This is a genomic window from Pseudomonas sp. PDM14 (assembly GCF_014851905.1).
Taxonomy (GTDB): domain Bacteria; phylum Pseudomonadota; class Gammaproteobacteria; order Pseudomonadales; family Pseudomonadaceae; genus Aquipseudomonas.
In genome coordinates this window covers 480,377-506,212 of sequence record NZ_JACVAQ010000002.1, presented here as the reverse complement: position 1 = coordinate 506,212, position 25,836 = coordinate 480,377, and the positions used below count along the sequence as shown (strand labels likewise).

Below are 25,836 nucleotides of genomic sequence, written 5' to 3'. Positions count from 1 at the left end.
AGGTGAGGCTCTGCAAGGTCTAGGCGCTGATCGGGGCGTCGGTCAAGTAGGGTGGAAGCCGCGCAGCAGTTTCCACCCTCATTGCCCCAGGCTCTGGCCAGTCCTCAGTCGTCGTAACCCAGGTTCGGTGCCAGCCAGCGCTCGGTGACAGCCAGGTCCTGCTGTTTGCGGGCGGTGTAGCTTTGCACCTGGTCCTTGTCGACCTTGCCCACGGCGAAGTACTGCGCCTCGGGGTGGGCGAAGTACCAGCCGCTGACGGCCGCTGCCGGGAACATCGCGTAGTGCTCGGTGAGGAATACGCCGCTGCGCCCGGCCTTGTCGAAGCCGGCTTCGGGGTCGAGCAGAGTGAACAGGGTTTTCTTCTCGGTGTGGTCCGGGCAGGCCGGGTAGCCGGGAGCCGGGCGGATGCCCTTGTAGGCTTCCTTGATCAGCTCTTCGTTGCTCAGCTGTTCGTCCGGCTCGTAGCCCCAGTAGTGCTTGCGCACTTCCTGGTGCAGCCACTCGGCGCAGGCTTCGGCGAGGCGGTCGGCCAGCGCTTTGACCATGATCGAGTTGTAGTCGTCGCCGGCGTCCTGGTAGGCCTTGGCCACCTCTTCCGCGCCGATGCCGGCGGTGGTGATGAAGCCACCGACGTAATCGGTCACGCCGCTGTCCTTGGGCGCGACGAAGTCGGCCAGGGACAGGTTCGGCTTGCCGTCCGGCTTGATGATCTGCTGGCGCAGGTGGTGCAGGCGGGCCAGCGGCTGGCCGTTATCACCGTAGACCTCGATGTCGTCGTCCTCGACCTGGTTGGCCGGCCAGAAGCCGAAGATCGCGCGGGCGCTGATCAGCTTCTCGTCGATCAGCTTCTTCAGCATCGCCTGGGCGTCTTTGAACAGCGCGGTGGCCGCTTCACCGACCACTTCGTCGGTGAGAATGCGCGGGTACTTGCCGGCCAGGTCCCAGGAGATGAAGAACGGCGTCCAGTCGATGTACTCGGCGAGCACCGCGAGGTCGATGTCGTCGAGCACCTTGACCCCGGTGAAGGTCGGCGCGGTCGGCTGGTGCCCGGTCCAGTCGAACTGCGGCTTGTTGGCCACAGCTGCGGCGTAGGGCAGGCGTTCGGTGCGCGCGCTGCGGGCGGCGGTGCGCTCGCGCACTTCGACGTATTCGGCGCGGGTCTTCTCGACGAACGCCGGCTTCATTTCCTTGGACAGCAGCTGGGTCGCCACGCCCACGGCGCGCGAGGCGTCGGTGACGTAGATGACCGCGTCGTTCTGGTACTTGGGCTCGATCTTCACCGCGGTATGGGCTTTGGAGGTGGTGGCGCCGCCGATCATCAGCGGCAGGCTGAAGCCCTGGCGCTGCATTTCGCGGGCGACGTGGACCATCTCGTCGAGCGACGGAGTGATCAGGCCGGATAGGCCGATGATGTCGCACTTCTCGGCAATCGCCGTCTGCAGGATCTTCTCCGCCGGCACCATCACGCCGAGGTCGACGATGTCGTAGCCGTTACAGCCCAGCACCACGCCGACGATGTTCTTGCCGATGTCGTGCACATCGCCCTTGACCGTGGCCATGAGGATTTTGCCCTTGGCCTCCGGTTTGTCGCCTTTTTCCAGCTCAATGAAGGGAATCAGGTGGGCCACGGCCTGCTTCATCACGCGGGCGGACTTGACCACCTGGGGCAGGAACATCTTGCCCGAGCCGAACAGGTCGCCAACGATGTTCATGCCACTCATCAGCGGGCCTTCGATGACCTCGATGGGCCGCGCGCATTGCTGGCGGCATTCCTCGGTGTCTTCGACGATGAACGCGGTGATGCCCTTGACCAGGGCGTGCTCCAGGCGCTTGTCGACGGGCAGGGCGCGCCAGGCTTCGTCTTCGACTTCCTTGACGCTGCCGTCACCCTTGTACTTGTCGGCAATGGCCAGCAAAGCTTCGGTGCCGTTGGGCGTGCGGTTGAGCACCACGTCTTCGACCGCGTCGCGCAGCTCCTTGGGGATCTCGTCGTAGATCTCCAGCTGGCCGGCGTTGACGATGCCCATGGTCAGGCCGTTCTGGATCGCGTAGTAGAGGAACACCGAGTGGATCGCTTCGCGCACCGGGTTGTTGCCGCGGAACGAGAACGACACGTTGGACACGCCGCCCGAGCTCAGTGCGTAGGGCAGGTTGTCACGGATGTAGGCGCAGGCATTGATGAAGTCGACTGCGTAGTTGTTGTGCTCCTCGATGCCGGTCGCCACGGCGAAGATGTTGGCGTCGAAGATGATGTCTTCCGGCGGGAAGCCGACTTCGTTGACCAGGATGTCGTAGCTGCGCTGGCAGATTTCCGCCTTGCGCGCTTCGGTATCGGCCTGGCCGGCTTCGTCGAAGGCCATCACCACCACGGCGGCGCCATAGCGTTTGCACAGTTTGGCGTGGTGTTTGAACTGCTCGACGCCTTCCTTCATCGAGATCGAGTTGACGATGCCCTTGCCCTGGATGCACTTGAGGCCAGCCTCGATCACGTCCCACTTGGAAGAGTCGATCATGATCGGCACGCGGGAGATGTCCGGCTCGCCGGCGATGAGGTTGAGGAACTTCACCATCGCCGCCTTGGAGTCGAGCATGCCCTCGTCCATGTTGATGTCGATCACCTGGGCGCCGGCTTCCACCTGCTGCAGGGCGACTTCCAGGGCCTCGGTGTAGTTCTCCTCGCGGATCAGTCGGGCGAACTTGGCCGAACCGGTGATGTTGGTGCGCTCGCCGACGTTGACGAACAGCGATTGCCTGTCGATGGTGAACGGCTCGAGGCCGGACAGGCGGCAGGCCTTCGGGATATCCGGGATCGGCCGCGGCGGGTACTTGGCCACGGCTTCGGCGATGGCCTGGATGTGGCCCGGCGTGGTGCCGCAGCAGCCGCCGATGATGTTGAGAAAGCCCGAGGCGGCGAACTCTTCGACCACCGCGGCCATTTCCGCCGGGGTTTCGTCGTACTCGCCGAAGGCGTTGGGCAGGCCGGCGTTGGGGTGGGCGGACACGTGGGTGCCGGCTTTGGCCGACAGTTCGGCCAGGTACGGGCGCAGGTCGGCGGCGCCGAGGGCGCAGTTCAGCCCCACGGAAACCGGCTTGGCATGCGCCACCGAGTTCCAGAAGGCTTCGGTGGTCTGCCCGGACAGGGTGCGGCCGGAGGCGTCGGTGATGGTGCCGGAGATCATGATCGGCAGCTCGACATCGTCCTCGTCGAACACCTGCTGCACGGCGAAGATCGCCGCCTTGGCGTTGAGGGTGTCGAAGATGGTCTCGATCAGGATCAGGTCGGCGCCGCCCTCGATCAGGCCACGGGTGGCCTCGGTGTAGTTCTCCACCAGCTCGTCGAAGGTGACGTTGCGGTAACCGGGGTCGTTGACGTCCGGGGAGATCGAGCAGGTGCGGCTGGTCGGGCCGAGGACGCCGGCGACGAAACGCGGGCGGTCCGGGGTTTCCTTGGTCTTGGCGTCCGCCACTTCACGGGCCACACGGGCGCCGGCGACGTTCAGTTCGTAGGCCAGGCCTTCCATGCCGTAGTCGGCCTGGGACACCTGGGTGGCGTTGAAGGTGTTGGTTTCCAGGATGTCGGCGCCGGCATCCAGGTAGGCTTTCTCGATGGCGGCGATGATCTGCGGCTGGCTGAGCAGCAGCAGGTCGTTGTTGCCCTTCACGTCGCTCGGCCAGTCGGCGAAGCGCGCGCCGCGGTAGTCCGCTTCCTCCAGCTTGTAGCTCTGGATCATGGTGCCCATGCCGCCATCGAGAATCAGGATGCGCTCCTTCAGGGCTTGCTGGAGGGCGGACTGGCGGGCGGCGTGGTCGGACATGGGGGACACCTGGAGGAAACGAAGGCACACAAAAGGGTGGCGATGATAGCAAAGCACCGGCCCTGTGCAGCGGGGTGGGCCAGTGCATGAATTTCATTCATGTTGGTCGAGGTGCGCCTCACAACGCTAGAATCGCCGCTCATTCCACTCAGGATCGCTCCATGTTGCGCCAGGGACTTGCCGTCGTATTCCTCCTCTCGCTGTTCTGCGCGTCTGCTCCGGGCGCCGAGGCACTGTCCTACAGCCGCGATATCCAGCCGATCCTCACGCAGAAGTGCGTGGCCTGCCACGCCTGCTACGACGCACCGTGCCAGCTCAACCTGGGCGGTGACGAAGGCATTCTGCGTGGTGCGAGCAAGGTGCCGGTGTATGACGGCGCGCGCACCAAGGCCGAGGCGACCACGCGGCTGTTCATCGATGCCCAAGGCGAAGAGGCCTGGCGGCGCAAGGGCTTCACTTCGGTGCTCGACCCCCAGGGCGCGCAGGCCGCGCTGATGGCACGCATGCTCGAGCTGGGCCGGGCCAACCCGCCTGAAGCCAACGCCAAGCTGCCAGCCGACCTGAACATTGCCATCGACCGCGAGAACCAGTGCCCGCTGCCGGGCGAGTTCGACGCCTACGCGAAGAAGTTCGCCCATGCCGGCATGCCGTTCGCCGTCACCGGCCTGAGCGATGCCGAATACGCTACCGTGCAGCAGTGGCTGGCCCAGGGCGCGCCGGTCGATGCTACGGTGCTGCAGGCCAGTGCCGCGGAGCAGATGCAGGTCGCCACCTGGGAAAAGCTGCTCAACGCGCCGGGCGCGCGGGAGGTGCTGGTCGGCCGCTGGCTGTTCGAGCACCTGTTCCTTGCCCACCTGTATTTCGAAGGTGGCGAGCGCGGGCATTTCTTCCAGCTGGTGCGTTCACGCACGCCGAGCGGCAAGCCGATCGACCCGATTGCCACGCGCCGCCCCAATGACGATCCGGGTAGCGACTTCTATTACCGCCTGCTGCCGATCCAGGGCGTGATCGTGCACAAGACGCACATTACCTATGCGCTCAGCCCGCAGAAGCTGGCGCGGGTCAACGAGCTGTTCTTCGCCAGCGACTGGACCACCGACAAGGTGCCGGGCTATGGCCTGCAGCGCCGCGCCAACCCGTTCGAGACCTTCGCGGCTATTCCGCCCCAGGCGCGCTACCAGTTCATGCTGGATAACGCCGAGTACTTCGTGCGCACCTTCATTCGCGGCCCCGTGTGCCGCGGGCAGATCGCCACCGACGTGATCCGCGACAACTTCTGGGCGCTGTTCCAGGACCCCGCGCACGACCTCTACCTGACCGATGCCAAGTACCGCGAAGCCGCCACGCCGTTGCTGGCGATGCCCGGCCAGCTGGACGACATCGGCGACGTGCTGGGCCTGTGGCACAGCTACCGCGACAAGCGCAACGCCTATGAAGACCTGCGCCAGGACGCCTACGCCGATGCGCCGGCACCGAGCTGGTCGACCCTGTGGGCCGGCAACGACAACGCGCTGCTGTCGATCTACCGCCACTTCGACAGCGCCATGGTGCGCAAGGGCCTGATCGGCGAGATCCCGCAGACCCTGTGGCTGATGGACTACCCGCTGTTGGAGCGCACCTACTACCAATTGGTGGTCAACTTCGACGTGTTCGGCAACGTCTCGCACCAGGCGCAGACGCGCCTGTACTTCGACCTGATCCGCAACGGCGCCGAGCAGAATTTCCTCCGCCTGATGCCGCCGGAAACCCGCCAGGGCTACCTCGACGACTGGTACCAGAACAGCGGCAAGCTCAAGGTGTGGATGGACTACCAGGCGATCGACGTCGATACGCCGACTGGCTTCAAGTGGCCGGCCGGCGATCCCAAGCGGGCCTTCGCCAACGCGCTGATCCAGCGCTACGACGGGCTGAATGCCGCGCCGGACCCGATCAACCGTTGCCAGGGCGCGCACTGTTACCGCAACGGCCTTTCGCCGCTGCAGCGCAGTGCCGAGCAGGCGCTGAGCCGCCTGCCGGGCCGCCCTGCGGCGGGGCTCAAGGTGATCACGCAACTGCCGGAGTCGACCCTGCTGCGCATCGAGCTGCCGAACGGCAAACGCGCGGTCTACAGCATGCTGCGCAACCGCGCGCACAGTAACGTCGCCTTCATGACCGGTGAATCGCTGCGCTACCAGAAGGGCCTGGACACGCTGACCATCTACCCGGGCGTGCTCACCAGCTACCCGAACTTCATGTTCAACATCGCCGCGCAGGACGTGCCGGCGTTCGTCGCGGCCATGGAGCAGGTACGCGATCAAGCGGCGTTCGACCAGGTGGTCGAGCGCTGGGGCATCCGCCGCAGCCATCCACAGTTCTGGTTCTACTTCCATGACCTCAGCCGCTACATCGAGGAGACCGAACCGGTCGAGGCGGGCGTGCTGGACATGAACCGCTACAAGAACCTGTGACGCCGAACGGGCGGAGCCAGACCGGTTCCGCTTGTCGCGATCTATTCCTACTAAATTACTAGGACTTTATCCATGGGGGCGACTGGCGTACACTGCGCCCATGTTTGCGAGGAGTTGCCATGAGCACCATCACCATTACCGAAGCTGCCCACGACTACCTGGCTGATCTGCTGAGCAAGCAGAACACCACCGGGATCGGCATTCGCGTGTTCATCACCCAGCCGGGTACCCAGTACGCGGAAACCTGCATCGCCTATTGCAAGCCAGGCGAGCAGAAGGCGGAAGACACCGCCCTGGCCCTGGCTAGCTTTACCGCCTGGATCGATGCCGTCAGCGAGCCGTTTCTCGAAGACGCCGTGGTCGACTACGCCACCGACCGCATGGGCGGCCAGCTGACCATCAAGGCACCGAACGCCAAGGTGCCGATGGTCAACGAAGACAGCCCGATCACCGAGCGCATCAACTACTACCTGCAAACCGAGATCAATCCCGGTCTGGCCAGCCATGGCGGCCAGGTCACGCTGATCGACGTGGTCGACGAAGGCATCGCCGTGCTGCAGTTCGGCGGCGGTTGCCAGGGTTGCGGCCAGGCCGACCTGACGCTCAAGGAAGGCATCGAGAAAACCCTGCTTGAGCGCATTCCGGAGCTCAAGGGCGTACGCGACGTCACCGACCACAGCGTGCGTGAAAACGCCTACTACTGAGCCGGCGTTCATACGTGCAGACGGTTCTGCCAAGGGCGACTTCGGTCGCCCTTGGCGTTTCTGAAATTTGCGTTTCTTCGCAAAAGCTCGCTATATCGCTGCGGTAATGGCACTTTGCTATGGCGCTGGCGCGGAAATAATGTTTCCTTATCGCGCTTTTGCGACTGCCTCGTTCGATTCGGCAACCTTCTGCCTCTGCCGGACTCGAAACCCACAAGAAAAAGCCAAGGCGGCGTATCTTTCCCGGAAGTCATGAGGGTTTTTGGCAATGCCGGATCTTTCCTTGCTCATCTGCGACGACTCAGGCATGGCCCGCAAGCAATTGCTGCGCGCCTTGCCCGCGGACTGGCCGGTTACCGTCAGTCAGGCCGGCAACGGTCAGGAAGGGCTCGACCTGATCCGCCAGGGTGGCATTGACCTGGTGCTTCTCGACCTGACCATGCCCGAGCTCGACGGCTATGGCGTGCTGGCGGCGATCAAGGCCGAAGGCCTGCGCTGCAAGGTCATCGTGGTCTCCGGTGACGTGCAGGACGAAGCGGTGCGCCGCGTCACCGAACTAGGGGCCCTGGCCTTCCTGAAGAAGCCGGCCGATCCGGCGCTGCTGCGCCAGACCCTGATCGACCTCGACCTGCTCTCCAGCGGCGAGCGCGCCGAACCCCGCGGTGCGCTCACCGAGCCGAGCGTCAGCTTCCGCGATGCCTTCCGCGAGGTGATCAACGTCGCCATGGGCCGCGCCGCGGCGCTGCTGGCGCGGGTGCTCGGGGTGTTCGTGCAACTGCCGGTACCCAACGTAAATATTCTCGAAGTCGGCGAACTGCACATGGCCCTGGCCGATGCGCAGAGCGGCGGCAACCTCACCGCCGTGTGCCAGGGCTACATCGGCGGTGGCATCTGCGGCGAAGCGCTGCTGATCTTCCACGACTCGGAAGTGGCCGACATGGCCAAGCTGATGCACTGGCGCGAGCAGGACTATTCCTCGATGGAAATGCTCCTGGACATGTCCAGCGTGCTGATCGGCGCCTGCCTCAGCGGCATCGCCGAGCAGGTCAACGTGAAGTTCTCCCAGGGCCACCCGCAGATTCTTGGCGAGCACGCCTCCATCGATGAGCTGATCCGCCTCAACCAGCAGCGCTGGCAGAAGACCCTGGCAGTAGAAATCAGCTACAGCATCGAGGGGCACGACATCCATTTCGATCTGTTGCTGCTGTTCACCGAAGACTCGGTGCCACTGCTGACCAACAAACTCGCCTACCTGATGGGATGACGCATGGCCGAGAACATGGACCTCAACGAGTTTCACTGGCTGCTGGCGATCGTGCAGAGCATCGACGTCGGCGTGGTGGTGCTCGACCGTAATTACCGCGTGGAAGTGTGGAACAGCTTCATGGAGAACCGCTCCGGGCGCACGCCCGAGGACGCGGTGCAGAAGTCCTTCTTCAGCCTGTTCCCCGAGGTCGAGGAGGCCTGGTTCCGGCACAAGGTGGAAAGCGTGGTCACCCTCGGCACGCCGGCCTTCACCATCTGGGAGCAGCGACCTTACCTGGTGCGGTTCAAGAACTACCAGCCGATCACCGGCCAGGAAGATTTCATGTATCAGAACACCACGATCCTGCCGCTGCAGGCGACCAACAGCCAGATCGAGCACGTCTGCCTGATCATCTATGACGTGACCGACGTGGCGGTCAACAAGCACCAGCTGCAGTCGGCCAACAACCAGCTCAAGCACCTGTCGCGCACCGACCGCCTGACCGGCCTGAACAACCGTGGCCATTGGGAAGAAGAGCTCAAGCGCGAGTACTCGCGTCATCGTCGCTACGGCAGCACAGCGTCGCTGGTGATCTTCGATATCGACCACTTCAAGAAGGTCAACGACACCTACGGCCACCCGGCCGGTGACAAGGTCATCCAAGCGGTCGCCGACGTGGTGCGCCAGGAAATTCGTGACACCGATATCGCCGGGCGTTACGGCGGCGAGGAGTTCGTCGTGCTCCTGCCGGACGTCGACAGTGCCGGCGCGCGCCTGTTCGCCGAGCGTCTGCGGCAGGCCGTGGAGAACCTCAAGGTCAGCTACGAAGGTCAGACGATTCCGTTCACCATCAGCCTCGGTGTCGCCGATCTGGCGCAGAGCAGCAACGACCACAAGCAGCTGATCGAGTGGGCCGACCACGCCCTGTACAACTCCAAGCGCAACGGCCGCAACCAGGTCAGCGTCCACGGCGCCTGAGGCGTCGTTCAGCCCGGCTGCGTCAGCGGCCGGGCGGCCTTGCCGCTCAATGCCAGCGCGGCCAGCACCAGCAGCGGCACCATGGCGATGTTCACCGGGGCCCAGCCGACCGTACTGATCAGCGCGCCCGAGGCGAATGACGCAGCTGCCGCCACCGCACCGTTCCCCAATTCCATCAGCCCCTGGGCCTGGCCGCGTTCGGCGGGCGCGTGGCCGCTGCCGAGCAGGGTGGTGCCGGCCACCAGCATCAGGTTCCAGCCGATGCCGAGCAGGAACGAGGACAGCAGAAACTGCCCGTGCGCCTGCCCGCTCAGGGCAATCGCGGCGCTGACCGCGAGCAGCGCGATACCGATGAAGGCCACACGCCGGCTGCCGAGACGGTCGACCAATGGCCCGGCGACGAAGGCCGGCAGGAACATGCCGAGCATGTGCCACTGGATTACCTGCGCTCCGGCTTCCAGGGACAGGCCGCACAGGCTCATGGCCAGCGGTGTGGCGTTCATCACCAGAACCATCAGTCCATAGCCGATGGCGGTGGTCGCCAGCGCTGCGCGAATCGGCGGGCGGGCGAGCAGGTCACGGAGCATCCGCAAGCCGCCGCCGGTGGGTGCCGGCAGGGCGCCTTCGCGCAAGGTGGTGAGCAGCAGCAGCGCCAGTGCCGCGAGCACGGCCATCAGCAGGTAGGCGCCAACGAAGGGCGTAGCCAGCAGGCCGCGCGCCCACAGGGTCAGCGTCGGCGCGAGCAGCGCGGCGCACACGCCACCGCCGATCACCCAGGCGGTTGCCCGGCCCTTGTGCGCATCATCCACCGCCTCCAGTGCGGCGAAGCGGTAGTACGTGGCCGAGGCCTGGTAGATGCCGATGGGCAGGGCGCCGAGGCAGAACAGGGTGAAGTCCGCCAGCCACACACCGAGCGCGCTGAGTAGGCCGCCGCTGATCCCGGCTGCAGCCCCCAGCAACAGCCCCGGCCGGCGTCCGCGGCGTTGCATGAACAGCGACAGCGGTTGCGTGGCCAACAGGGTGCCGAGCACCAGCAGCGCCAGTGGCAGGGTGGCCAGGCCGTTCAGCGGTGCAAGCTGCAGGCCGACCAGGGCGGTGAGGGTGATGCTGATCATCGCGCAGCTCCAGTACAGCGCCTGGGCGACGAACAGTTTGAGCAGCGTGGGATTGCGCCACAGCAACATGAAGGCGTCCTCGAAACCTGATTACGATCTTTGCGGTCCCTGACCACAGCCTGGAAAGCCCCACGCAGGGTGCGCCGTGCGCACCAGCGGTTACCTGCGGGCTTGCTGCGCACGGCGCACCTGACGGGACGCCGGAGCAGGCCTGCAGCACCGCGAGTGATGGCCAAACGCAGCCGGGTCGCGCGTTGAACCGCTATTCAGACGCAACCGGCGGGTTTGAACACGCGAGTGGCGCTGGCTGGGTTGCGCGCCAGGGCGTCGGCGGGGCGGGCCGGACGGCGCAGCAGTTCGCCGCTGCAGTTCGGGCAGCGCAGGTTCAGGTGCTGCTCGGCGCAGTCGCGGCAGAAGGTGCATTCGAACGAGCAGATCAGCGCCTCCGTCGAGTCACCGGGCAGATCGCGGTCACAGCATTCGCAACCGGGGCGTAGTTCAAGCATGGCGTTTCTCCTGGGCGGAACGGCCGAAGCGCTCGGCGTATTCCTGGGGGCTGACGGACAGGTGTTTGTGAAAGGTGCGACGCAGGTTCTCCGCATGGCCGAAGCCGGTCAGGCGCGCCACGGTGGCGATGGACGCCTGGGCGTCCTGCAGCAGCGTGCGTGCCGCTTCCAGGCGCACACGCTCGACATAGCGACCGGGGCCCATGCCCAGTTCACTGACGAACGCGCGCGACAGGCTGCGTGGCGCCATCCTCGCCTGGCTGGCCAGTGTTTCCAGGGACAGGTCGTGGCCGAGGTTGGCGGGAATCCAGTCGAGCAGGGCGGCTAGCTTCGGCGTGCGGCTCGGTTCCGGTGCCAGCAGCGGGCTGAACTGCGCCTGGCCACCGGGGCGGCGCAGGTACAGCACCAGGCGCCGGGCGACCACCAGGGCCATGCTGCGGCCCAGATCCGCTTCGACCAGCGCCAGGGCCAGGTCGATACCGGCGGTGACGCCGGCGGAGGTGAAGACATGGGCGTCGCCATCGCGGCCGCTGGGGTCGTAAGTGTGCAGACGATTGGCATCGACATCGACGCCGCAGTAACCGCTCAGCGCTTCGGCATCGGCCCAGTGGGTGGTGACGCGGCGCCCGGCCAGTACGCCGGCGCAGGCGAGGATCAGCGCACCGGAGCATACCGAACCGAAGCGGCGCACTTGCGGTTCGGCGTCACGCAGCCAGGCCAGGAGCGGCTGGTTGTCGAATTGTGCGGTTTCGCCGAGGCCGCCGGGCACCAGCAGGGTATCCAGGCTGGCGGGATCGGTCGCGCACCAGGCCTGTTCGGCGACCAGCTGGAAGCCGGCGGAGGTGGCGATCGGACCGGGCGCATCGGCCAGCAGGCGCAGGCGATAGGCCGCAGGCAGGCCCTGGCGCTGACATTCGACGTTGGCTGAGGCGAACACCTGCAACGGGCCGGTGACATCCAGGCTCATGACATCGGGATAGATCAGGCAGGCGATGGTTTTGACGGCGTCCATGGGTGGGCTCGGCGCGAGTGATGGACGCAGTGTGTCCGGCGCGCGGCGTGGCTACAAGGACAATAACCCCACAGATATGGCCAATCAGCTGGCTGGCAGCTGTTCGAGAAAGCGCATCAGCATGCTTTCTTCCTCGCGCAGACCCTTGCGCACGCCGCCGGCGCGCACGTTGCCCAGCTCGCCTGCGAGAAACGCCTCGATCACTGCCGGGTGGATGTAACACTTGCGGCAGATCGCCGGCGTGTTGCCGAGCTGCTTGGCCACCTGCTTGACGATCTCCACCACGCGCTGCTTGGCGTTGCTGTCGTCGTCCACCGCCACCTCACGCAATTGCTGCAGGGCCAGCGCGGTGCCGGCCCAGGTGCGGTAGTCCTTGGCGGTGAAGTCGCTGCCGGTGTGGGTCTGCAGGTACAGGTTGACGTCCGCCGAACTGACCGCGCGGCGCTCGCCGTTGTCATCGAGGTACTGGAACAGATGCTGGCCGGGCAGCTCCATGCAGCGTCGCACCACACGGGCCAGGCGCGGATGGCTGAGGCTGACCTGGTGCTCGATGCCGCTCTTGCCGCGGAAGTGGAAACGGATCGAGTTGCCCGCCACCTCGACATGGCGGTTGCGCAGGGTGGTCAGGCCGAAGGATTTGTTCTCGCGGGCGTACTGCTGGTTGCCGACGCGGATCAGCGTCGAGTCGAGCAGGGCCACCACGGTGGCCATCACCTTGTCATGGCCGTGATCGCGCAAGCTCAGGTGTTGATCGACCTGTTCGCGCAGCTTGGGCAGGGCGCGGCCGAAGTCGAGCAGGCGTTCGTACTTGTCGCTGTCGCGGATTTCCCGCCAGCGTGGGTGGTAGCGGTATTGCTTGCGCCCACGCGCATCGCGGCCCACGGCCTGCAAGTGGCCCTTGGAGTCGGCGCAGATCCACACGTCGCTGTAGGCCGGCGGAATCGCCAGCTGATTGATCCGGCGGATTTCCTCTTCATCGCGGATGCGCTCGCCGTCGGCAGCGAAATAGGCAAATTTGCCGCGCACTTTGCGTCGGCGAATGCCGGGCTGGCGGTCGTCGACGTAGCGCAGATCGGGCGGCAAGGCGGGGCACAGCAGGGTGCCGGTGTCGCATGCCTCGCTTTCGGGTACCGGCCGCGTGCCCTCGGCCAGCGGTGGGGCGATGGCGGTCATCGGGTGCGCTCTCTATTCAGTGCGTCGCTCCACAGGGTGCTGTGGCAGCGCGTGCAGGCGGCGGATTGGCCGGCGACCAGCTCTTGGGTGTGGCCGCAGTGGGTGCAGGCGTAGAGGCCTTTGGTGGGGATCAGGTGGAAGGTCGGGCGCAGCGGCTCGGGCAGTACCGAGAGGCCCGGGCGTGTATCGCAGACGTCCTGGAAGTACAGACTGACGTCGCCGTTGACCTCGAGAATGCCCAGGCGTACCTGACCCAAGTGCTCGACGCCGGCCTGGCGCAGCTCCATGTAGAACTCGTCGCTGGAGATATTCTGCTCGGCCAGTACATGCAGCTCGTAGAGGCCGTCGCGAATGATCACCACCGGCTGCCCCTCGACCCAGCCGCCGAAGCGCGCGCTGCGTTTCATCAGGCTGGTGGTCAGGCGGTAGAGCATCAGCAGGGTGGCGAACACCACGACGATCGGCAGCAGCGGCACGTCTTCATAGAAAGACACGTCGCCGGCCGCCGAGCCGAGGGTGAGGATCACCACCACTTCGAACAGCGACAGCTGACGGACTCCGCGGCGCCCGGAGATTTTCAGGAAGGCGAAGACGGCCACGTAGGCGAATAGCGCGCGCAATACGACTTCGCCGAGAAAGGCCGGGGGGAACTCATCCAGGAGCATGCGCTGCCAGTCGAAGGCTTCCATGCGGTGTTCCTTCAGAAGGGCTGTGGGTTGCTGCCGGGCATCGACCAGGGCGTCAGTTCGTAACCGTCCTTGCTCAGCTCCAGGCGCGCCAGCTCGATCAATCCGGCCAGGCGCGTGGCGTCGCTGTACTGGGTGCGGGCGACATGGCACTGGGAGAGCAGCTCGACTTCGCTGTCGTCGAACACGCGGAAGGCGAAGCTGGCGTCTTCGTTGTGCGCGGTGGTTTCACAGCGGTGCGGCAGGAAGGCCTGCTGGACGACGCCGAGCGCTTCTTCGAGGCTCAAGGTAAGGCTCATGCCTGCTCCTCCATCTATCGGGCTCTACTGGATAGACGTGGCGGTGCGGCAATAGGTTCGCTGGCGATTTTGCCGGTGTCGGCGAGGCGTGAGTGGCGAGGTGGAGCGAGGAGGTGTTGCGGCGTGAAGCGCCGGCGGGTACTGCGCTTACCCGCCGGGTACTGGAGCGGGAGTGTGCCTTATTCGGGCATGCTCCACGGCTCCAGGCTGTAGCCTTGCTGGCTCAGCTGTTCGCGTGATTGCCGCAGGGCGCTGGCCAGCTGGGCCGGATCACGGTAGGTGCTGCTGGCGATGCGGGTCTGGCCGACGCGGGTGTTGGTGCGGTCGATCACCGTGAGGTTCAGCTCGCCGGCGCCGTCCTGCTGGGACCAGGCCACGCATTGAAAAGGTTGAAAGGCGCGGCCGGCGATAATCAGTGCTTCGTTGACGCGGAGCAGGGTGTTCATAGGGTCATTCTCCATGGGGGCCCGATATGCAATCCGGCCATCGAGAGAACGCGCTACCGGTGGCCTGTATAGCGTTGATGGCGGAACCTGACCTTGGAGTCACATCTTGTCGTGAAAACATAGAAATATGTCGCATGTAACCGTTTTATCAGGGTCTTGCTGGCGGGCGGATGTGTACGGCAAGCCCTCGGGCTATGCTCGTCAGACAGTTTCCCTGACAGGAGTTTCCCCATGGGCTCAGCATTGAGCGGTCTGATCGGTCTGGCGATCCTCGCCCTGGATATCTGGGCAATCCTGCATATCGTGCGCAGCAGCGCGGAAGTTGGGATCAAGGTGCTGTGGGTGCTGCTGATCCTCTTTCTGCCCGTGGTCGGGCTGATCATCTGGGCCCTGGCCGGCCCGCGAGGCGATGTGCGCATCTAGCGCGATAACGCTGTAACGCCCGGTATCCGCCGCCTACACATGCCGACGCAGCATGGCGGTGGAGCCACTCCGAGTATGCCCTTACAATGCGCGCCTTCTTCATGGGCGGGCGGCTTTGCTGCGCCGTCCGAATCCACCCGCGTTCCGGAGGACTCCCATGAGCGACTACCAGGAAACTCTCTACGAAGGCTATGGCCAGCGTTTTCGCATGGACAAGCTGCTGCACGAGGTGCGCACCGAGCACCAGCATCTGGTGATCTTCGAGAACGCCCGCATGGGCCGCGTGATGGCCCTGGACGGCGTGATCCAGACCACCGAGGCCGATGAATTCATCTACCACGAGATGCTCACCCACGTGCCGATCCTGGCCCATGGCAATGCCCAGCGCGTACTGATCATCGGTGGGGGCGACGGTGGCATCCTGCGTGAAGTGCGGCGCCATCGCAGCGTGGACAGCATCACCATGGTCGAGATCGACGGCACTGTGGTCGACATGTGCCGCGAGTTCCTGCCCAACCATTCCTGCGGCGCGTTCGACGACCCGCGCCTGAACCTGGTGATCGACGACGGCATGAACTTCGTGGCTACCACCACGGAGAAGTTCGACGTGATCATCTCCGACTCCACCGACCCGATCGGGCCGGGCGAAGTGCTGTTTTCGGAGAACTTCTACCAAGCCTGCCGCCGCTGCCTGAACGATGGCGGCATCCTGGTCACGCAAAACGGCACGCCGTTCATGCAGCTGTCCGAGGTGCAGACCACCGCCGGGCGCATGGACGGGCTGTTCGCCGACTGGCACTTCTACACCGCGGCGGTGCCGACCTACATCGGCGGCAGCATGACCTTCGCCTGGGGCAGTACCGTGGCCGATTACCGCAAGCTGCCGCTGGACACCCTGCGCCAGCGCTTTGCCGGTGCCGGCATCATCACCCGTTACTACAACCCGGAAATCCACCTGGGCGCGTTCGCCCTGCCGCAGTACGTACTGCAGGCGGTGAACAAGCCGAGCAACGACTGAGGTCGTACGGGCATGAAAAAGCCGGCTTGCGCCGGCTTTTTTGTGGCTGTTGCAACCGCATTCACGCCTGTTGAACGCGATGTAGAGTGCGCCGTGCGCAGCGCTTTACGGGGTGTGCGGGTGACATCGGCAAGCCGGCGCACGACGCGGCATTTCCGTGAGGCATTGTCTGGTGGATCGATGGAGCGTGACCCACCCTACGGGGTTACTTCAGCGCCTCGAGGCCCTTGAGCAGCGCTTCGTGGAATTTCTCCGGTGCCTCGACCTGCGGCGAGTGGCCCAGCTCGGGGAACTCGACCAGCGTGCCCTGGGCCAGCAACTCGGCCGCCTGGCGACCCAGTACCGGGTAGTTGCCGAGGGCCTTGGCCACGGTTTCCGGCGCACGGGCGGCGCCGGGTGCGGTGCGGTCCTTGCCGCCGATTAGCAGCAGGGTGGGTGCGGCGATGCGGCCGAATTCGTGGATCACCGGCTGGGTGAACACCATGTCCGAGGTCTGCGCCTGGTTCCAGGCGACGATCTCCTTGTCCGGGCCGTTGTACATGCCGGCGAGCATCGACACCCAGCGGCCGTACTCGGGCTTCCAGTGGCCGTTGTAGTAGAACTTCAGCTGGTAGGCCTTGATGCTGTCGTAGCTGGTTTTCAGCTCGCCCTGGTAGAGCTGGTCGATGGTCGCGTAGGGCACGCCGGCGGCCTGCCAGTCCTCCAGGCCGATGGGGTTGACCAGCACCAGCTGCTCGACCGCCTGCGGGTAGTTGATGGCGTAGCGTGCGGCGAGCATGCCGCCCATGGAGTGGCCGATCACCGTGGCCTTGCTCACGCCCTTGGCGGTGAGCAGCGCCTGGGTGTTGTGCGCCAGCTGGTTGAAGCTGAACTGGTAGCCACGCGGTTTGGACGAGGCGCAGAAGCCGATCTGGTCCGGGGCGATGACCCGGTAGCCGGACTCGCTGAGCACCTTGATCGAGTGTTCCCAGGTCGCGGCGCAGAAGTTCTTGCCGTGTAGCAGCACCACCGTGCGACCATTGGCGGGCGCCTTGGCGGCGACATCCAGGTAGGCCATGGACAGGGCCTGGCCCTGTGAATCGAGGCTGAACTGCTGCAGCGGGTAGGGGTAGTCGAAACCTTCGAGCTTGGCACCGTAGCTGGCCGGTGCATCGGCATGGGCGAAGGCGGCGCCGAGGCTCAGGGTCAGCGCCATGACGAATCTGTTCATTGTTAAAACCTTATCGGGGGCTGGAGTGCGCAAACGGTGCCGCGCGTGCAGGCACCGTTTTTACGACAACAGCCGACCCGGATAAAGTTTCAGCGGCGGGGCAATCGTGCCCGGATGTTTCCTCGGGTGATCACTCCGCCACGCGCTGGTGCAACTGGTGAGACAGCTGTTCCAGACGCTCGCCCAGCGCCACCAGGGACTCCTGGGCCTGCAGCAGCTCGGCGCTGGCTTCGCGCTGGCGCTGGCTGGCTTCGCGTTGCGCGGCACTGTTGTCGCGCACCTGGGCCAGTTGCCGGTGGGCCTGATCCAGCGCGCTGCTGTGCTGCAGGATCGAGCTGGAGAGGTTCTCGGTCAGCGCCGCATTGCCGCTCAGTGCTTCGCCCACGTCGCTGACTTGGGTGGCGCCGGTGTCGACGATCTGCTGCGACTGGCTGAGCACGCTCTGCACCGTATCGGCGGTCTGGTTGCTGCGCTGGGAGAGGCTGCGCACTTCATCCGCCACCACGGCGAAACCGCGGCCATGCTCGCCGGCGCGCGCCGCTTCGATGGCGGCGTTGAGCGCCAGCAGGTTGGTCTGCTGGGCAATGGCGCTGATCATCTGCATCGATTCGGCGATGCGCTGGTTGCTCTGCTGGATCGCCTGCATGCTCTGCTGGGCGTCCTGCATGCGCTCGGCGCAGTTGTTCACCTCGCGGCTGCTGTGCTGGGTGTCCTGGCTCAGCTGCTGCATGCGTGCGGTGCTGTCGGCGAGGTTGTCGAGCACCTGGTGCACGGCGAGGTCGAGTTGCTGCATGGCATCGGCCTGCTGCTGCACGTCCTGGTCGATGCTCTGGCAACGCGCGCGCATGCTGTCCAGGGTGCCGTAGAGCTGCTGCGAAAGCTGGCGCAGGTCGCCGGCGCTGTGGCGGATCTCCTCGAACAGCGAAGCCAGTTGCTGGCTGCTCAGTGTGGCCTGCTTGCCGACGGCTTCGGCTTCCTCAAGGTTGACCTGGGCGCCATCCAGCGCCTGCTGGCGCACCCGCGCGCTGTACCACTGGGCCAGCCAGGCAGTGATCACCGGCAGCATGTAGCCCGAGTATTCGTTGAGCATGGCATCGCGCGCACTCAGTTCGAAGCTCGGCAGCACGGCGCCGCTGCGGTCCAGGCGGATCAGCCAGAACACGAAGAGCAGCTGCAGCAGGCTCCAGAATGCCGCACTGCGCCCGCCGAGCAACAGGTAGGCGAAGCCGATCACCACCAAGGGCCAGAACACGTGGGCCGAATGCAGACCGCCGAGGTGGTAGATCAGCACCATGGCGTAGCTGCTGATCAGCGCCAGCGAGAGGTTGGCCACGCCGCGCACCGGCAGGATGCCGCTGCGCAGCACCGCCAGCACCAGGGGCATGCCGACGATCAGCAGAAACGAGCCCTGCATCAGCGCATCGTTGCCCAAGCGGCCCCACTTGATGCCGCTGTAGAGGCCGATGACCAGGCCGCAGATGGAGAAGAAGGCGAGCATGCGGCTGAGCAGCTGATCGCTGGGATTCAGCTCGGCACGCGGCATGAAAGTGGTCAAAAGGCCCTGCTGCATGGGGTGGGCTCCGTTTCTTGTTATGGGTTAACGCGTCTATCGGCACGTAGCGCGCAGGCTTGATGGCGACGCGCGGCGAGTGCCGTGATGGCCACTGGCCTTGAACGCGAGAGTACCGCGCCAAAGTGGTAAGGACGATAGCTTCCGGTCCGTCTCTCATCCTTTCGAGGGAGATTGGGCACGATTTTCGGGGGCTACAAGCCGCTCAATGGCCGGAACCGCCGTAGAAAAGGCGTAAGCGTCGCCTGATCGTTGCGCTATTTGTAACGATGTTTGTCGCAGCTCGACGAAAATGACCGCCAGATAGCGGCGTGATCGTTTCCGCCCCATGGCCCCGCCTATGTCGCGTTCCCGTAGCGAAGCCCGGTCGTTCAGGGGCCCGCGCTGGCCTGCTCAGCTACCGCGCTGCGCCGCCCTGTCGCGGGTAGCGCTGTCGAAAGGGAGCTGTGCGCAGCTACGAAACTTTCACATCACCGTACGGATGATGCGCCGCTGCCGAGCTGGCTCAGACCAGCCTCAGTCCTTCCCCTGCGTGATCGGAACCCCACCCATGTCAACGGATGCTTTGACTCAGCGGCCCCTGGCCGCTCGCAGTCGTCAATTCAGCCTTTCCAGCCACTTTGCCTTTCTCGCCGGTAGCGCCCTGCTGCTGATGCTGATGTACACGCTGCTGCGTGTGGCGCTGCTGGTTTATAACCACGAACAGATCGGCGATACCTCGGCCAGCGTGTTCGCCGAAGCTTTCTTCAACGGCCTGCGCTTCGACCTGCGCGTGGTGGTTTACGCCTGCATTCCCTTGCTGCTGTCAGTGCTCAGCCCGGCGATGATGGCGGCGCGGCGGGCGCATGTCGCCTGGTTGACGGTGTTCGCCAGCCTGACCCTGTTCATCGGCGTCAGCGAGCTGGACTTCTACCGTGAATTCCACCAGCGCTTGAACGGCCTGGTGTTCCAGTATCTTGAGGAAGACACGCAGACCGTGCTGAGCATGCTCTGGTACGGTTTCCCGGTGCTGCGCTATCTGTTGGCCTGGGCCCTTGCGACCCTGGCGCTGGCCTGGTTGTTCATGCTCATCGAGCGTTCTACCCGGCCGCACAGCGTGCAACCCGCACTGGCCTGGTACTGGCGCGTGGCGGTGTTCGTGCTGTGCCTGCTGGTGGCGGTGCTCGCTGCGCGCGGGACAGTGAAGCAAGGCCCGCCGCTGCGCTGGGGCGATGCCTACACCACCGATTCGATGTTCGCCAACCACCTGGGCCTGAACGGAACACTGACCCTGGTCGACGCGGCGGATAACTACTTCTCCGACCATCGTGACAACGCCTGGAAATCGACCATGGGCGATGCCGAGGCGCTGCAGACCGTGCGAACCATGCTGGTCGGTGAGCATGAGCAACTGATCGATGCAGACCACGCCGCCGTGCGCCGCGTGTATACGCCGCCGCAGGAGAACACCCTGCCGATCCGCAACGTGGTGGTGATCCTCATGGAAAGCTTCGCCGGCCGCTGGGTCGGTGCGCTGGGCAGCGATGCCAACATCACCCCCAACTTTGATCGGTTGAGCCGCGAGGGCCTGCTGTTCAAGCGCTTCTTTTCCAACGGCACGCACACCCACCAGGGCATGTTCGCCACCATGGCCTGCTTCCCCAATCTGCCAAGTTTCGAGTACCTGATGCGCACGCCCGAGGGCAGCCACCAGTTCTCCGGCCTGCCGCAGCAGCTGAGTGCCCGCGATTACGACGACGTTTACGTCTACAACGGCAACTTCCAGTGGGACAACCAGTCCGGTTTCTTCAGCAACCAGGGCATGCGCCGCTTCATCGGTCGCGAGGACTTCGTCGATCCGGTCTACATCGATCCGACCTGGGGTGTGTCCGATCAGGACATGTTCGACCGCGGCGCCGTCGAACTGGCCAAGCTGGACCCGAGCAAGCCGTTCTATGCGTTGCTGCAGACCCTGTCCAACCACACGCCGTACGCTTTGCCCGAAGATCTGCCGGTAGAGCCGGTGACCGGACAGGGCTCGTCCGACATGCACCTCACCGCCATGCGTTACTCGGATTGGGCGCTGGGCCAGTTCTTCGAGAAAGCGCGCAAGGAGCCGTACTACAAGGACACCCTGTTCGTGGTGCTCGGCGACCACGGCTTTGGCAGCAGCGAGCAGCTGACCGAGATGGACCTGTTCCGCTTCAACGTGCCGTTGCTGCTGATCGCCCCGGGCATTCAGGACAAGTTCGGTGCAACCTGTGACACTGTCGGCACGCAGATCGACGTGGTGCCGACCATCATGGGTCGCCTTGGCGGGCAGACCCAGCATCAGTGCTGGGGCCGCGACCTGCTCAACCTGCCGGCCGGCGACCAGGGTATCGGCGTGATCAAGCCGTCGGGCAGCGACCAGACCGTGGCGATCGTCAACGGCGAGAAGATCCTCGTGCAGCCCAAGGGCCTGGAGCCGCGCTTGTACCAGTACCAGCTGGGCGCCGGGGCCAAGGTCAGCGTGCTCAAGGATGATCCGGCGCAGCCGCAGTTGCAGCGGCAGCTCGAAGCCTTCCTGCAGGTCGCGACCAAGAGCCTGCTGGACAACACTGCGGGCGCCCGCGCCAGCAAGACCGAGCAGTAAGCCGCAGGACGGGAGTGCCGTTACTGTCCCTGCCACGCCGCCGGTGCAATGCCGGCGGATCTGCTTACCCGTGGTTTCTCTGACTAGGCCGATTGCCGACCCTTGCGAAACTGGCTCGGGGTCACGCCTTTCCAGCGCTTGAAAGCGTGGATGAAGTTCGACACTTCGCCATAGCCCAGGCGCTCGGCGACTTCCTCAAGGCTCAGGCCGGCAATCCCCAGCAGTTCCTCGGCGAGGGTCTGGCGTACCTCTTCGAGCAGCGTGCGAAAGTTGACGTTGTCCTGCTGCAGGCGGCGGCGCAGGGTGCGTGAACTCATGTGCAAGCTGTTGGCCAGTTGCTCCATGTCCGGCAGGCGTCCGGGACGGCTGAGCAGCAGGCCGCGGATCTGCCCGGCCAGGCCGTCGCGCTGGCGGCGCTTGTCCAGCAGTCGCTGGCAGTGTTGCTCGCAGAGCGCGGCGGTTCCCGGGTTGGCGCCGGGCAGCGGGCGGTCGAGCAGCTGGCGTTCGAAGACGAAGCGGTTGTGTGCCTGGCCGAACTGCGGCATCACCCCCAGCTCGGCGAGAAACGGGGCGGTATCGGCGGGGCGCGAAATACGCAGGTCGACGCGCTTGATCGGCAGCGGTGCGTTGATCAGCTCGCGTTGCACGCAGAGCATGCCGGACAAGTCGCGTTCGAGGATGAAGTTGCGCAGCGCCGGCGGCACCTGGCTGTCGTCGAGTAGCAGGTGGGCTTCATCGCCATGTTCCTCCAGGCGCATGCCGTGGAAGGCGAAGGTCAGGTCGATGTAGCGCAGGCCGAGTGTCGCCGCGTCGCGGTAGGTCGAGCTGCTGAGCAGGGCAAAGCCCCAGATGCCGTAGGTGTTGAGCAGGTAGCGGCGGCCCAGCTGCAGGCCCAGGCCGGGGCGTTCGCCGAGAGCGGCGACCAGGTTGCCGATCAGTGCCAGCTCCTGTTCGGCATCGACCTCGGCAGCCGGGTCGGCGAGCAGGTTCCAGCTCAGGCCGGTGCCGGCCAGGCAGGTATCGAGCGACAGGCCATGGTCGAGGCCGAACTGAACCAGAAGCTGCACGCTGACGGCGCTGCGGCGGGAACGGGCGGGGGAAGTGGCCATGCGGGTTGTCCGAAAGTCACAATTTTATGGCCGACTATGCCATAACCCAGGCGGCGCGCGGCAACTAGCATGGGGGCGTCCGCTGCGATGCGGCTCATGGAGATAACAATGCATAACAACACTCCGGAGCATGCGCCCCTGCGCGTGCTGATCATTGGCGCCGGTTTTGCCGGTCTGGGCCTGGCCATGCGCCTGCGCCAACAGGGCATGGATGATTTCCTGATCCTGGAAAAGGCCGCCGAATCCGGCGGCACCTGGCGCGACAACAGCTATCCGGGCGCCGCTTGCGATGTGCCGTCGCACCTCTATTCGTTTTCCTTCGAACCCAAGCTCGACTGGAGTCGGCGCTTTGCCCCGCAGGCGGAAATCTTCGCCTACGTGCAGCAGTGCGTGGAGCGTCACGACCTGCAGCGGCACATTCGCCACGACAGCGAAGTGGCCGAGGCGGCGTTCGACGAAACGCAGGGGCTGTGGCAGGTCACCTGCGTGGACGGCAGTCGCTTCAGCGCGCGGGCGTTGATCAGCGCCTGCGGCCAGCTCAATCGCCCGGCCATTCCACGGCTCAAGGGCATCGAGCGTTTCGCCGGCGAAAGTTTCCATTCGGCGCGCTGGCGGCACGATGTCGACCTGCGTGGCAAGCGCGTGGCGGTGATCGGCACCGGTGCCAGCGCCATCCAGTTCGTGCCGCAGATCGTCCCGCAGGTGCAGCGCCTGACGCTCTTCCAGCGCTCGGCGGCCTATGTGCTGCCCAAGCCCGATCGGCCCTATCGACCGTTCGAGCTGAGGCTGATGCAGCGCTGGCCATGGACGCAGAAGCTCGACCGCCTGGTCCAGTACGTTCATCACGAACTGCGTGGCGTGGGGTTCTTCATCCTGCCGGGGATGATGAAGCTGTACCGCTGGCACTTCTTCCGCCACCTGGCCAAGGAGGTGCCGGAACCCAAACTACGCGCCAAGCTGACGCCGGACTACCCGCTGGGCTGCAAGCGCATCCTGATCAGCAACGACTACTACCCGGCCCTGCGTCAGGCCCATGTGGAGGTGGTCGACGAGGCCATCGCCGAAGTCAGCGAGCGCGGCGTGGTCACCGCCGACGGCCGCGAGCACCCGGTCGACGTGCTGATCTACGGCACCGGCTTTGCCGCCAGCGACTTCCTCGCGCCGATGCGCATCCGCGGGCTCGGCGGGGTGGCGCTGGAGGTGGTATGGCGTGACGGCGCCGAGGCCTACAAGGGCATCAGCGTCAGCGGTTTCCCCAACCTGTTCCTGCTCTACGGGCCGAACACCAACCTGGGCCACAACTCGATCATCTACATGCTGGAGAGCCAGTTCGCCTACGTGCTGGCCTGCCTGCAGCGACTGGACGAAGGCGTGCGCTACCTCGACCTGCGTCCGCCGGCGCAGCAGGCGTGGAACCACAAGTTGCAGCACGCCCTGCAGCATTCGGTGTGGCAGCAGGGGTGCAACAGCTGGTACCAGAACGCGGCGGGTAAACACACCAACAACTGGTCGGGGTTCACCCTGAGCTATCGCTGGCTGACGCGTCAGCCGCAATGGAGCGACTATGACCACGTCCGTTGAGTTGCCTGGCGGCCTGTTGCAGCGCGCGCTGGCAGCGGCGCTGCGCGGCACGACCTGGCTGCTGTTTCGCGCCGGTTTCCATCCGGGCGTGAGCCCGCGGGTGCAGCGCCACCTGCTGCGCCTGGGCACGCGGCTGTGCTGGGTCAGCCGTGGCGTACGCATCGAAGCCGGTTCGCTGGGCGGTTTGTCCGGTGAATGGCTGCGCCCGCCGCGCGACAGCGGCAACGTGCTGCTCTACCTGCACGGCGGCGCATTCATCGTCGGCAGCCCGCAGAGCCACCGCAGCATCACCAGCTACTTCGCCCGCCACGGCGCGCTGACGGTGTTCGCCCTGGACTACCGCCTGGCGCCGGAGCACGCTTTTCCGGCGGCCAGCGACGATGCCTTCGCCGCCTACCAGGCCTTGCTGGAGCAGGGCCATGCGGCGTCGCGCATCGTCATCGCCGGCGATTCGGTCGGCGGCAACCTGGTGCTGGGTACGGCGTTGCGCGCGCGTGATGCCGGCTTGCCGCTGCCGGGCGCGCTGGTGTGTTTTTCCCCGGTGACCGATTGCACCGGCGCCAACCTGCTGCGCCCGCCGGCGGGTGATCCATTGATTCAGCCGCGCTGGCTGCAGCAGGGCGCCGAGGCCTATTGCCCGCAGGCCGACCAGCGTCGCCGGGCCCTGGTTTCTCCGCTGTATGCCGAGCTGACAGGCCTGCCGCCACTGTTGATCCAGGTCGGCGAGGACGAATGGCTGTTGCCGCAGAGCCAGTTGCTCGCCGAGCAGGCGAGGGCGGCGGGCGTTGACTGCGAGCTGGAGCTGTACCCGCGGCAGTGGCACGTGTTCCAGATCAATTGCGGGGCGTTGGCCATCGCCAACCTGGCGTTGCAGCGCGCCCTGACTTTTATTCGCACGCGAGGGCTGGCATGAACACCATCCTGATCACCGGCGCTGCTTCGGGTATCGGCGCCGCCACGGCGCGTCTGTTCCATTCTCGCGGTTGGCGGGTCGGCCTGCTCGACGTCAACCAGGCCGCCCTGGCGGCCCTGGCCGACGAGCTGGGTGGCGCCTGGCATGTGGCCGTGGATGTCACCGATGCGGCGGCTGCACAGGTCGCGCTGGCCAGTTTCGCTGCGCAGCACCAGGGCCGCTTGCGCCTGCTGTTCAACTGCGCGGGAATCCTGCGTTTCGGTCTCTTCGAGCAAATCAGCCTCGAAGAGCATGCGCGCATCCTGCAGATCAACGTGCTCGGCCTGCTGCAGGTGACTCACGCGGCGTTTCCCTACCTCAAGGTCACGCCGGGCGCCCAGGTGATCAACATGGGTTCCGCCTCGGGTCTGTATGGCACGCCGCACATGGTCAGTTACTCGGCGTCCAAGTTTGCCGTGCGTGGCCTGACCGAGGCGCTGGAGCTGGAATGGCGCCGCCACGACATCCGTGTCAGCGACCTGATGCCGCCGTTCGTGCGTACGCCGATGGTCGACAGCCAGACCTTCGAGCCGCCCGCACTGCGTCGTCTCGGCGTGCACCTGAAGGCCGAGCACATCGCCGAAGCCGCCTGGCAGCAGGCTCACGAACCGGCGGTGCATCGACCGATCCACTGGCAGTTCAAGCTGATGTACTGGTCGGCGCAGGTGTCGCCGTCCTGGCTCAATCGCTGGGTGATGGGCTGGCTCAGCCGCGACTAGAGGCACCGCCGCCCGTCGCGGGCCGGGCGGGCAGATGGACGATCCGCTGGGCAGATCGCCGGTCGAGGCGCTAGTCTGCAATTGACGGTGCCGGTTTCTCTTCTCATGAACCAGCCGTCGACCGTGATCGTTCGTGATCCGGTGCATGACCAGCCAGGCGGCTCTCCGTCTGGCTTTCGGGGCACCGCCGGGTGCCCGAGCCGCCCAGGCATG

21 protein-coding genes are annotated in these 25,836 nt (G+C 65.4%); 10 read left to right on the top strand and 11 right to left on the bottom strand.

All coding sequences use genetic code 11. The features are described 5' to 3' along the window. Positions 1–104: 104 nt before the first annotated feature. Complete coding sequence (gene metH / locus IB229_RS14960; RefSeq protein WP_192330344.1) at positions 105–3,815, bottom strand: methionine synthase; 3,711 nt, start codon at positions 3,813–3,815, stop codon at positions 105–107. A 161-nt stretch (positions 3,816–3,976) separates the two neighbouring features. On the opposite strand from metH, the gene IB229_RS14955 reads away from it, so the two are divergent. From IB229_RS14955 to IB229_RS14940, 4 genes are all read left to right on the top strand, one after another. Further along, a complete protein-coding gene (locus IB229_RS14955; RefSeq protein ID WP_192330333.1) occupies positions 3,977–6,262 on the top strand; it encodes a fatty acid cis/trans isomerase in 2,286 nt (761 codons plus the stop codon). Positions 6,263–6,381: 119 nt separating this feature from the next. Then, positions 6,382–6,966 (top strand): Fe-S biogenesis protein NfuA, encoded by a 585-nt coding sequence (nfuA, locus tag IB229_RS14950; protein ID WP_192330331.1) that lies wholly within the window; start codon positions 6,382–6,384, stop codon positions 6,964–6,966. Between the two features lie 268 nt (positions 6,967–7,234). Beyond that, entirely contained in the window at positions 7,235–8,230 is a 996-nt protein-coding gene (locus IB229_RS14945; RefSeq protein ID WP_192330329.1) for a response regulator, read from the top strand. 3 nt (positions 8,231–8,233) lie between these two features. After that, a complete protein-coding gene (locus IB229_RS14940) occupies positions 8,234–9,190 on the top strand; it encodes a GGDEF domain-containing protein (RefSeq protein ID WP_192330327.1) in 957 nt (318 codons plus the stop codon). Positions 9,191–9,198: 8 nt separating this feature from the next. On the opposite strand, the gene IB229_RS14935 is transcribed toward IB229_RS14940, so the two are convergent. The 7 genes from IB229_RS14935 to IB229_RS14905 form a co-directional block, all read right to left on the bottom strand. Next, entirely contained in the window at positions 9,199–10,371 is a 1,173-nt protein-coding gene (locus tag IB229_RS14935) for an MFS transporter (protein ID WP_225579206.1), read from the bottom strand. 200 nt (positions 10,372–10,571) lie between these two features. Continuing rightward, positions 10,572–10,811: a DUF1272 domain-containing protein gene (locus IB229_RS14930; RefSeq protein ID WP_192330317.1), complete on the bottom strand. Its 240-nt coding sequence runs from the start codon at positions 10,809–10,811 to the stop codon at positions 10,572–10,574. After that, positions 10,804–11,823: a GlxA family transcriptional regulator gene (locus IB229_RS14925; RefSeq protein WP_192330315.1), complete on the bottom strand. Its 1,020-nt coding sequence runs from the start codon at positions 11,821–11,823 to the stop codon at positions 10,804–10,806. The genes IB229_RS14930 and IB229_RS14925 overlap by 8 nt, the downstream gene beginning before the upstream one ends. Before the next feature lie 84 nt (positions 11,824–11,907). Further along, complete coding sequence (locus IB229_RS14920) at positions 11,908–12,996, bottom strand: DNA topoisomerase IB (protein WP_192330313.1); 1,089 nt, start codon at positions 12,994–12,996, stop codon at positions 11,908–11,910. Further along, the gene (locus tag IB229_RS14915; RefSeq protein ID WP_192330311.1) at positions 12,993–13,685 is read right to left on the bottom strand and encodes a DUF421 domain-containing protein; all 693 of its coding nucleotides are present in this window, start codon (positions 13,683–13,685) and stop codon (positions 12,993–12,995) included. Before IB229_RS14915 ends, IB229_RS14920 begins: the two co-directional genes overlap by 4 nt. Positions 13,686–13,696: 11 nt before the next feature. After that, a complete protein-coding gene (locus IB229_RS14910) occupies positions 13,697–13,981 on the bottom strand; it encodes a DUF1652 domain-containing protein (RefSeq protein ID WP_192330310.1) in 285 nt (94 codons plus the stop codon). A gap of 179 nt (positions 13,982–14,160) precedes the next feature. Beyond that, on the bottom strand, positions 14,161–14,427 hold the full coding sequence (locus IB229_RS14905; protein WP_192330308.1) for a hypothetical protein: 267 nt from the start codon (positions 14,425–14,427) through the stop codon (positions 14,161–14,163). Between the two features lie 231 nt (positions 14,428–14,658). On the opposite strand from IB229_RS14905, the gene IB229_RS14900 reads away from it, so the two are divergent. Both IB229_RS14900 and speE read left to right on the top strand, forming a co-directional pair. Beyond that, positions 14,659–14,850, top strand: a complete 192-nt coding sequence (locus IB229_RS14900; RefSeq protein WP_192330306.1) for a PLDc N-terminal domain-containing protein — start codon at positions 14,659–14,661, stop codon at positions 14,848–14,850. A 157-nt stretch (positions 14,851–15,007) separates the two neighbouring features. Next, complete coding sequence (gene speE / locus IB229_RS14895; protein ID WP_192330304.1) at positions 15,008–15,868, top strand: polyamine aminopropyltransferase; 861 nt, start codon at positions 15,008–15,010, stop codon at positions 15,866–15,868. Between the two features lie 205 nt (positions 15,869–16,073). On the opposite strand, the gene IB229_RS14890 is transcribed toward speE, so the two are convergent. Then, positions 16,074–17,078: an alpha/beta fold hydrolase gene (locus tag IB229_RS14890; protein ID WP_192330302.1), complete on the bottom strand. Its 1,005-nt coding sequence runs from the start codon at positions 17,076–17,078 to the stop codon at positions 16,074–16,076. Between the two features lie 130 nt (positions 17,079–17,208). After that, positions 17,209–17,745, bottom strand: a complete 537-nt coding sequence (locus tag IB229_RS22305) for a methyl-accepting chemotaxis protein (protein ID WP_412547803.1) — start codon at positions 17,743–17,745, stop codon at positions 17,209–17,211. A gap of 1,453 nt (positions 17,746–19,198) precedes the next feature. On the opposite strand from IB229_RS22305, the gene IB229_RS14880 reads away from it, so the two are divergent. Next, positions 19,199–21,262, top strand: coding sequence for an LTA synthase family protein (locus tag IB229_RS14880; protein ID WP_192330298.1), 2,064 nt, complete (start codon positions 19,199–19,201; stop codon positions 21,260–21,262). A gap of 83 nt (positions 21,263–21,345) precedes the next feature. Here the strand turns inward: IB229_RS14880 and IB229_RS14875 are convergent, their stop codons facing one another. Then, the gene (locus tag IB229_RS14875) at positions 21,346–22,371 is read right to left on the bottom strand and encodes an AraC family transcriptional regulator (RefSeq protein ID WP_192330296.1); all 1,026 of its coding nucleotides are present in this window, start codon (positions 22,369–22,371) and stop codon (positions 21,346–21,348) included. Between the two features lie 108 nt (positions 22,372–22,479). On the opposite strand from IB229_RS14875, the gene IB229_RS14870 reads away from it, so the two are divergent. The 3 genes from IB229_RS14870 to IB229_RS14860 are packed head-to-tail and all read left to right on the top strand — an operon-like array spanning position 22,480 to position 25,623. Next, positions 22,480–23,952, top strand: a complete 1,473-nt coding sequence (locus IB229_RS14870; RefSeq protein ID WP_192330294.1) for a flavin-containing monooxygenase — start codon at positions 22,480–22,482, stop codon at positions 23,950–23,952. After that, positions 23,936–24,865: an alpha/beta hydrolase gene (locus IB229_RS14865; RefSeq protein WP_192330292.1), complete on the top strand. Its 930-nt coding sequence runs from the start codon at positions 23,936–23,938 to the stop codon at positions 24,863–24,865. Before IB229_RS14870 ends, IB229_RS14865 begins: the two co-directional genes overlap by 17 nt. Further along, positions 24,862–25,623: an SDR family oxidoreductase gene (locus IB229_RS14860; protein ID WP_192330290.1), complete on the top strand. Its 762-nt coding sequence runs from the start codon at positions 24,862–24,864 to the stop codon at positions 25,621–25,623. The genes IB229_RS14865 and IB229_RS14860 overlap by 4 nt, the downstream gene beginning before the upstream one ends. Positions 25,624–25,836: the final 213 nt, after the last annotated feature.

Excerpts from the sequence above, each read along its gene's own strand:
- metH (WP_192330344.1), bottom strand. The coding sequence starts at position 3,815 with ATGTCCGACCACGCCGCCCGCCAGTCCGCCCTCCAGCAAGCCCTGAAG.
- IB229_RS14955 (WP_192330333.1), top strand. The coding sequence starts at position 3,977 with ATGTTGCGCCAGGGACTTGCCGTCGTATTCCTCCTCTCGCTGTTCTGC.
- nfuA (WP_192330331.1), top strand. The coding sequence starts at position 6,382 with ATGAGCACCATCACCATTACCGAAGCTGCCCACGACTACCTGGCTGAT.
- IB229_RS14945 (WP_192330329.1), top strand. The coding sequence starts at position 7,235 with ATGCCGGATCTTTCCTTGCTCATCTGCGACGACTCAGGCATGGCCCGC.
- IB229_RS14940 (WP_192330327.1), top strand. The coding sequence starts at position 8,234 with ATGGCCGAGAACATGGACCTCAACGAGTTTCACTGGCTGCTGGCGATC.
- IB229_RS14930 (WP_192330317.1), bottom strand. The coding sequence starts at position 10,811 with ATGCTTGAACTACGCCCCGGTTGCGAATGCTGTGACCGCGATCTGCCC.
- IB229_RS14925 (WP_192330315.1), bottom strand. The coding sequence starts at position 11,823 with ATGGACGCCGTCAAAACCATCGCCTGCCTGATCTATCCCGATGTCATG.
- IB229_RS14920 (WP_192330313.1), bottom strand. The coding sequence starts at position 12,996 with ATGACCGCCATCGCCCCACCGCTGGCCGAGGGCACGCGGCCGGTACCC.
- IB229_RS14915 (WP_192330311.1), bottom strand. The coding sequence starts at position 13,685 with ATGGAAGCCTTCGACTGGCAGCGCATGCTCCTGGATGAGTTCCCCCCG.
- IB229_RS14910 (WP_192330310.1), bottom strand. The coding sequence starts at position 13,981 with ATGAGCCTTACCTTGAGCCTCGAAGAAGCGCTCGGCGTCGTCCAGCAG.
- IB229_RS14905 (WP_192330308.1), bottom strand. The coding sequence starts at position 14,427 with ATGAACACCCTGCTCCGCGTCAACGAAGCACTGATTATCGCCGGCCGC.
- IB229_RS14900 (WP_192330306.1), top strand. The coding sequence starts at position 14,659 with ATGGGCTCAGCATTGAGCGGTCTGATCGGTCTGGCGATCCTCGCCCTG.
- speE (WP_192330304.1), top strand. The coding sequence starts at position 15,008 with ATGAGCGACTACCAGGAAACTCTCTACGAAGGCTATGGCCAGCGTTTT.
- IB229_RS14890 (WP_192330302.1), bottom strand. The coding sequence starts at position 17,078 with ATGAACAGATTCGTCATGGCGCTGACCCTGAGCCTCGGCGCCGCCTTC.
- IB229_RS22305 (WP_412547803.1), bottom strand. The coding sequence starts at position 17,745 with ATGCAGGACGCCCAGCAGAGCATGCAGGCGATCCAGCAGAGCAACCAG.
- IB229_RS14880 (WP_192330298.1), top strand. The coding sequence starts at position 19,199 with ATGTCAACGGATGCTTTGACTCAGCGGCCCCTGGCCGCTCGCAGTCGT.
- IB229_RS14875 (WP_192330296.1), bottom strand. The coding sequence starts at position 22,371 with ATGGCCACTTCCCCCGCCCGTTCCCGCCGCAGCGCCGTCAGCGTGCAG.
- IB229_RS14870 (WP_192330294.1), top strand. The coding sequence starts at position 22,480 with ATGCATAACAACACTCCGGAGCATGCGCCCCTGCGCGTGCTGATCATT.
- IB229_RS14865 (WP_192330292.1), top strand. The coding sequence starts at position 23,936 with ATGACCACGTCCGTTGAGTTGCCTGGCGGCCTGTTGCAGCGCGCGCTG.
- IB229_RS14860 (WP_192330290.1), top strand. The coding sequence starts at position 24,862 with ATGAACACCATCCTGATCACCGGCGCTGCTTCGGGTATCGGCGCCGCC.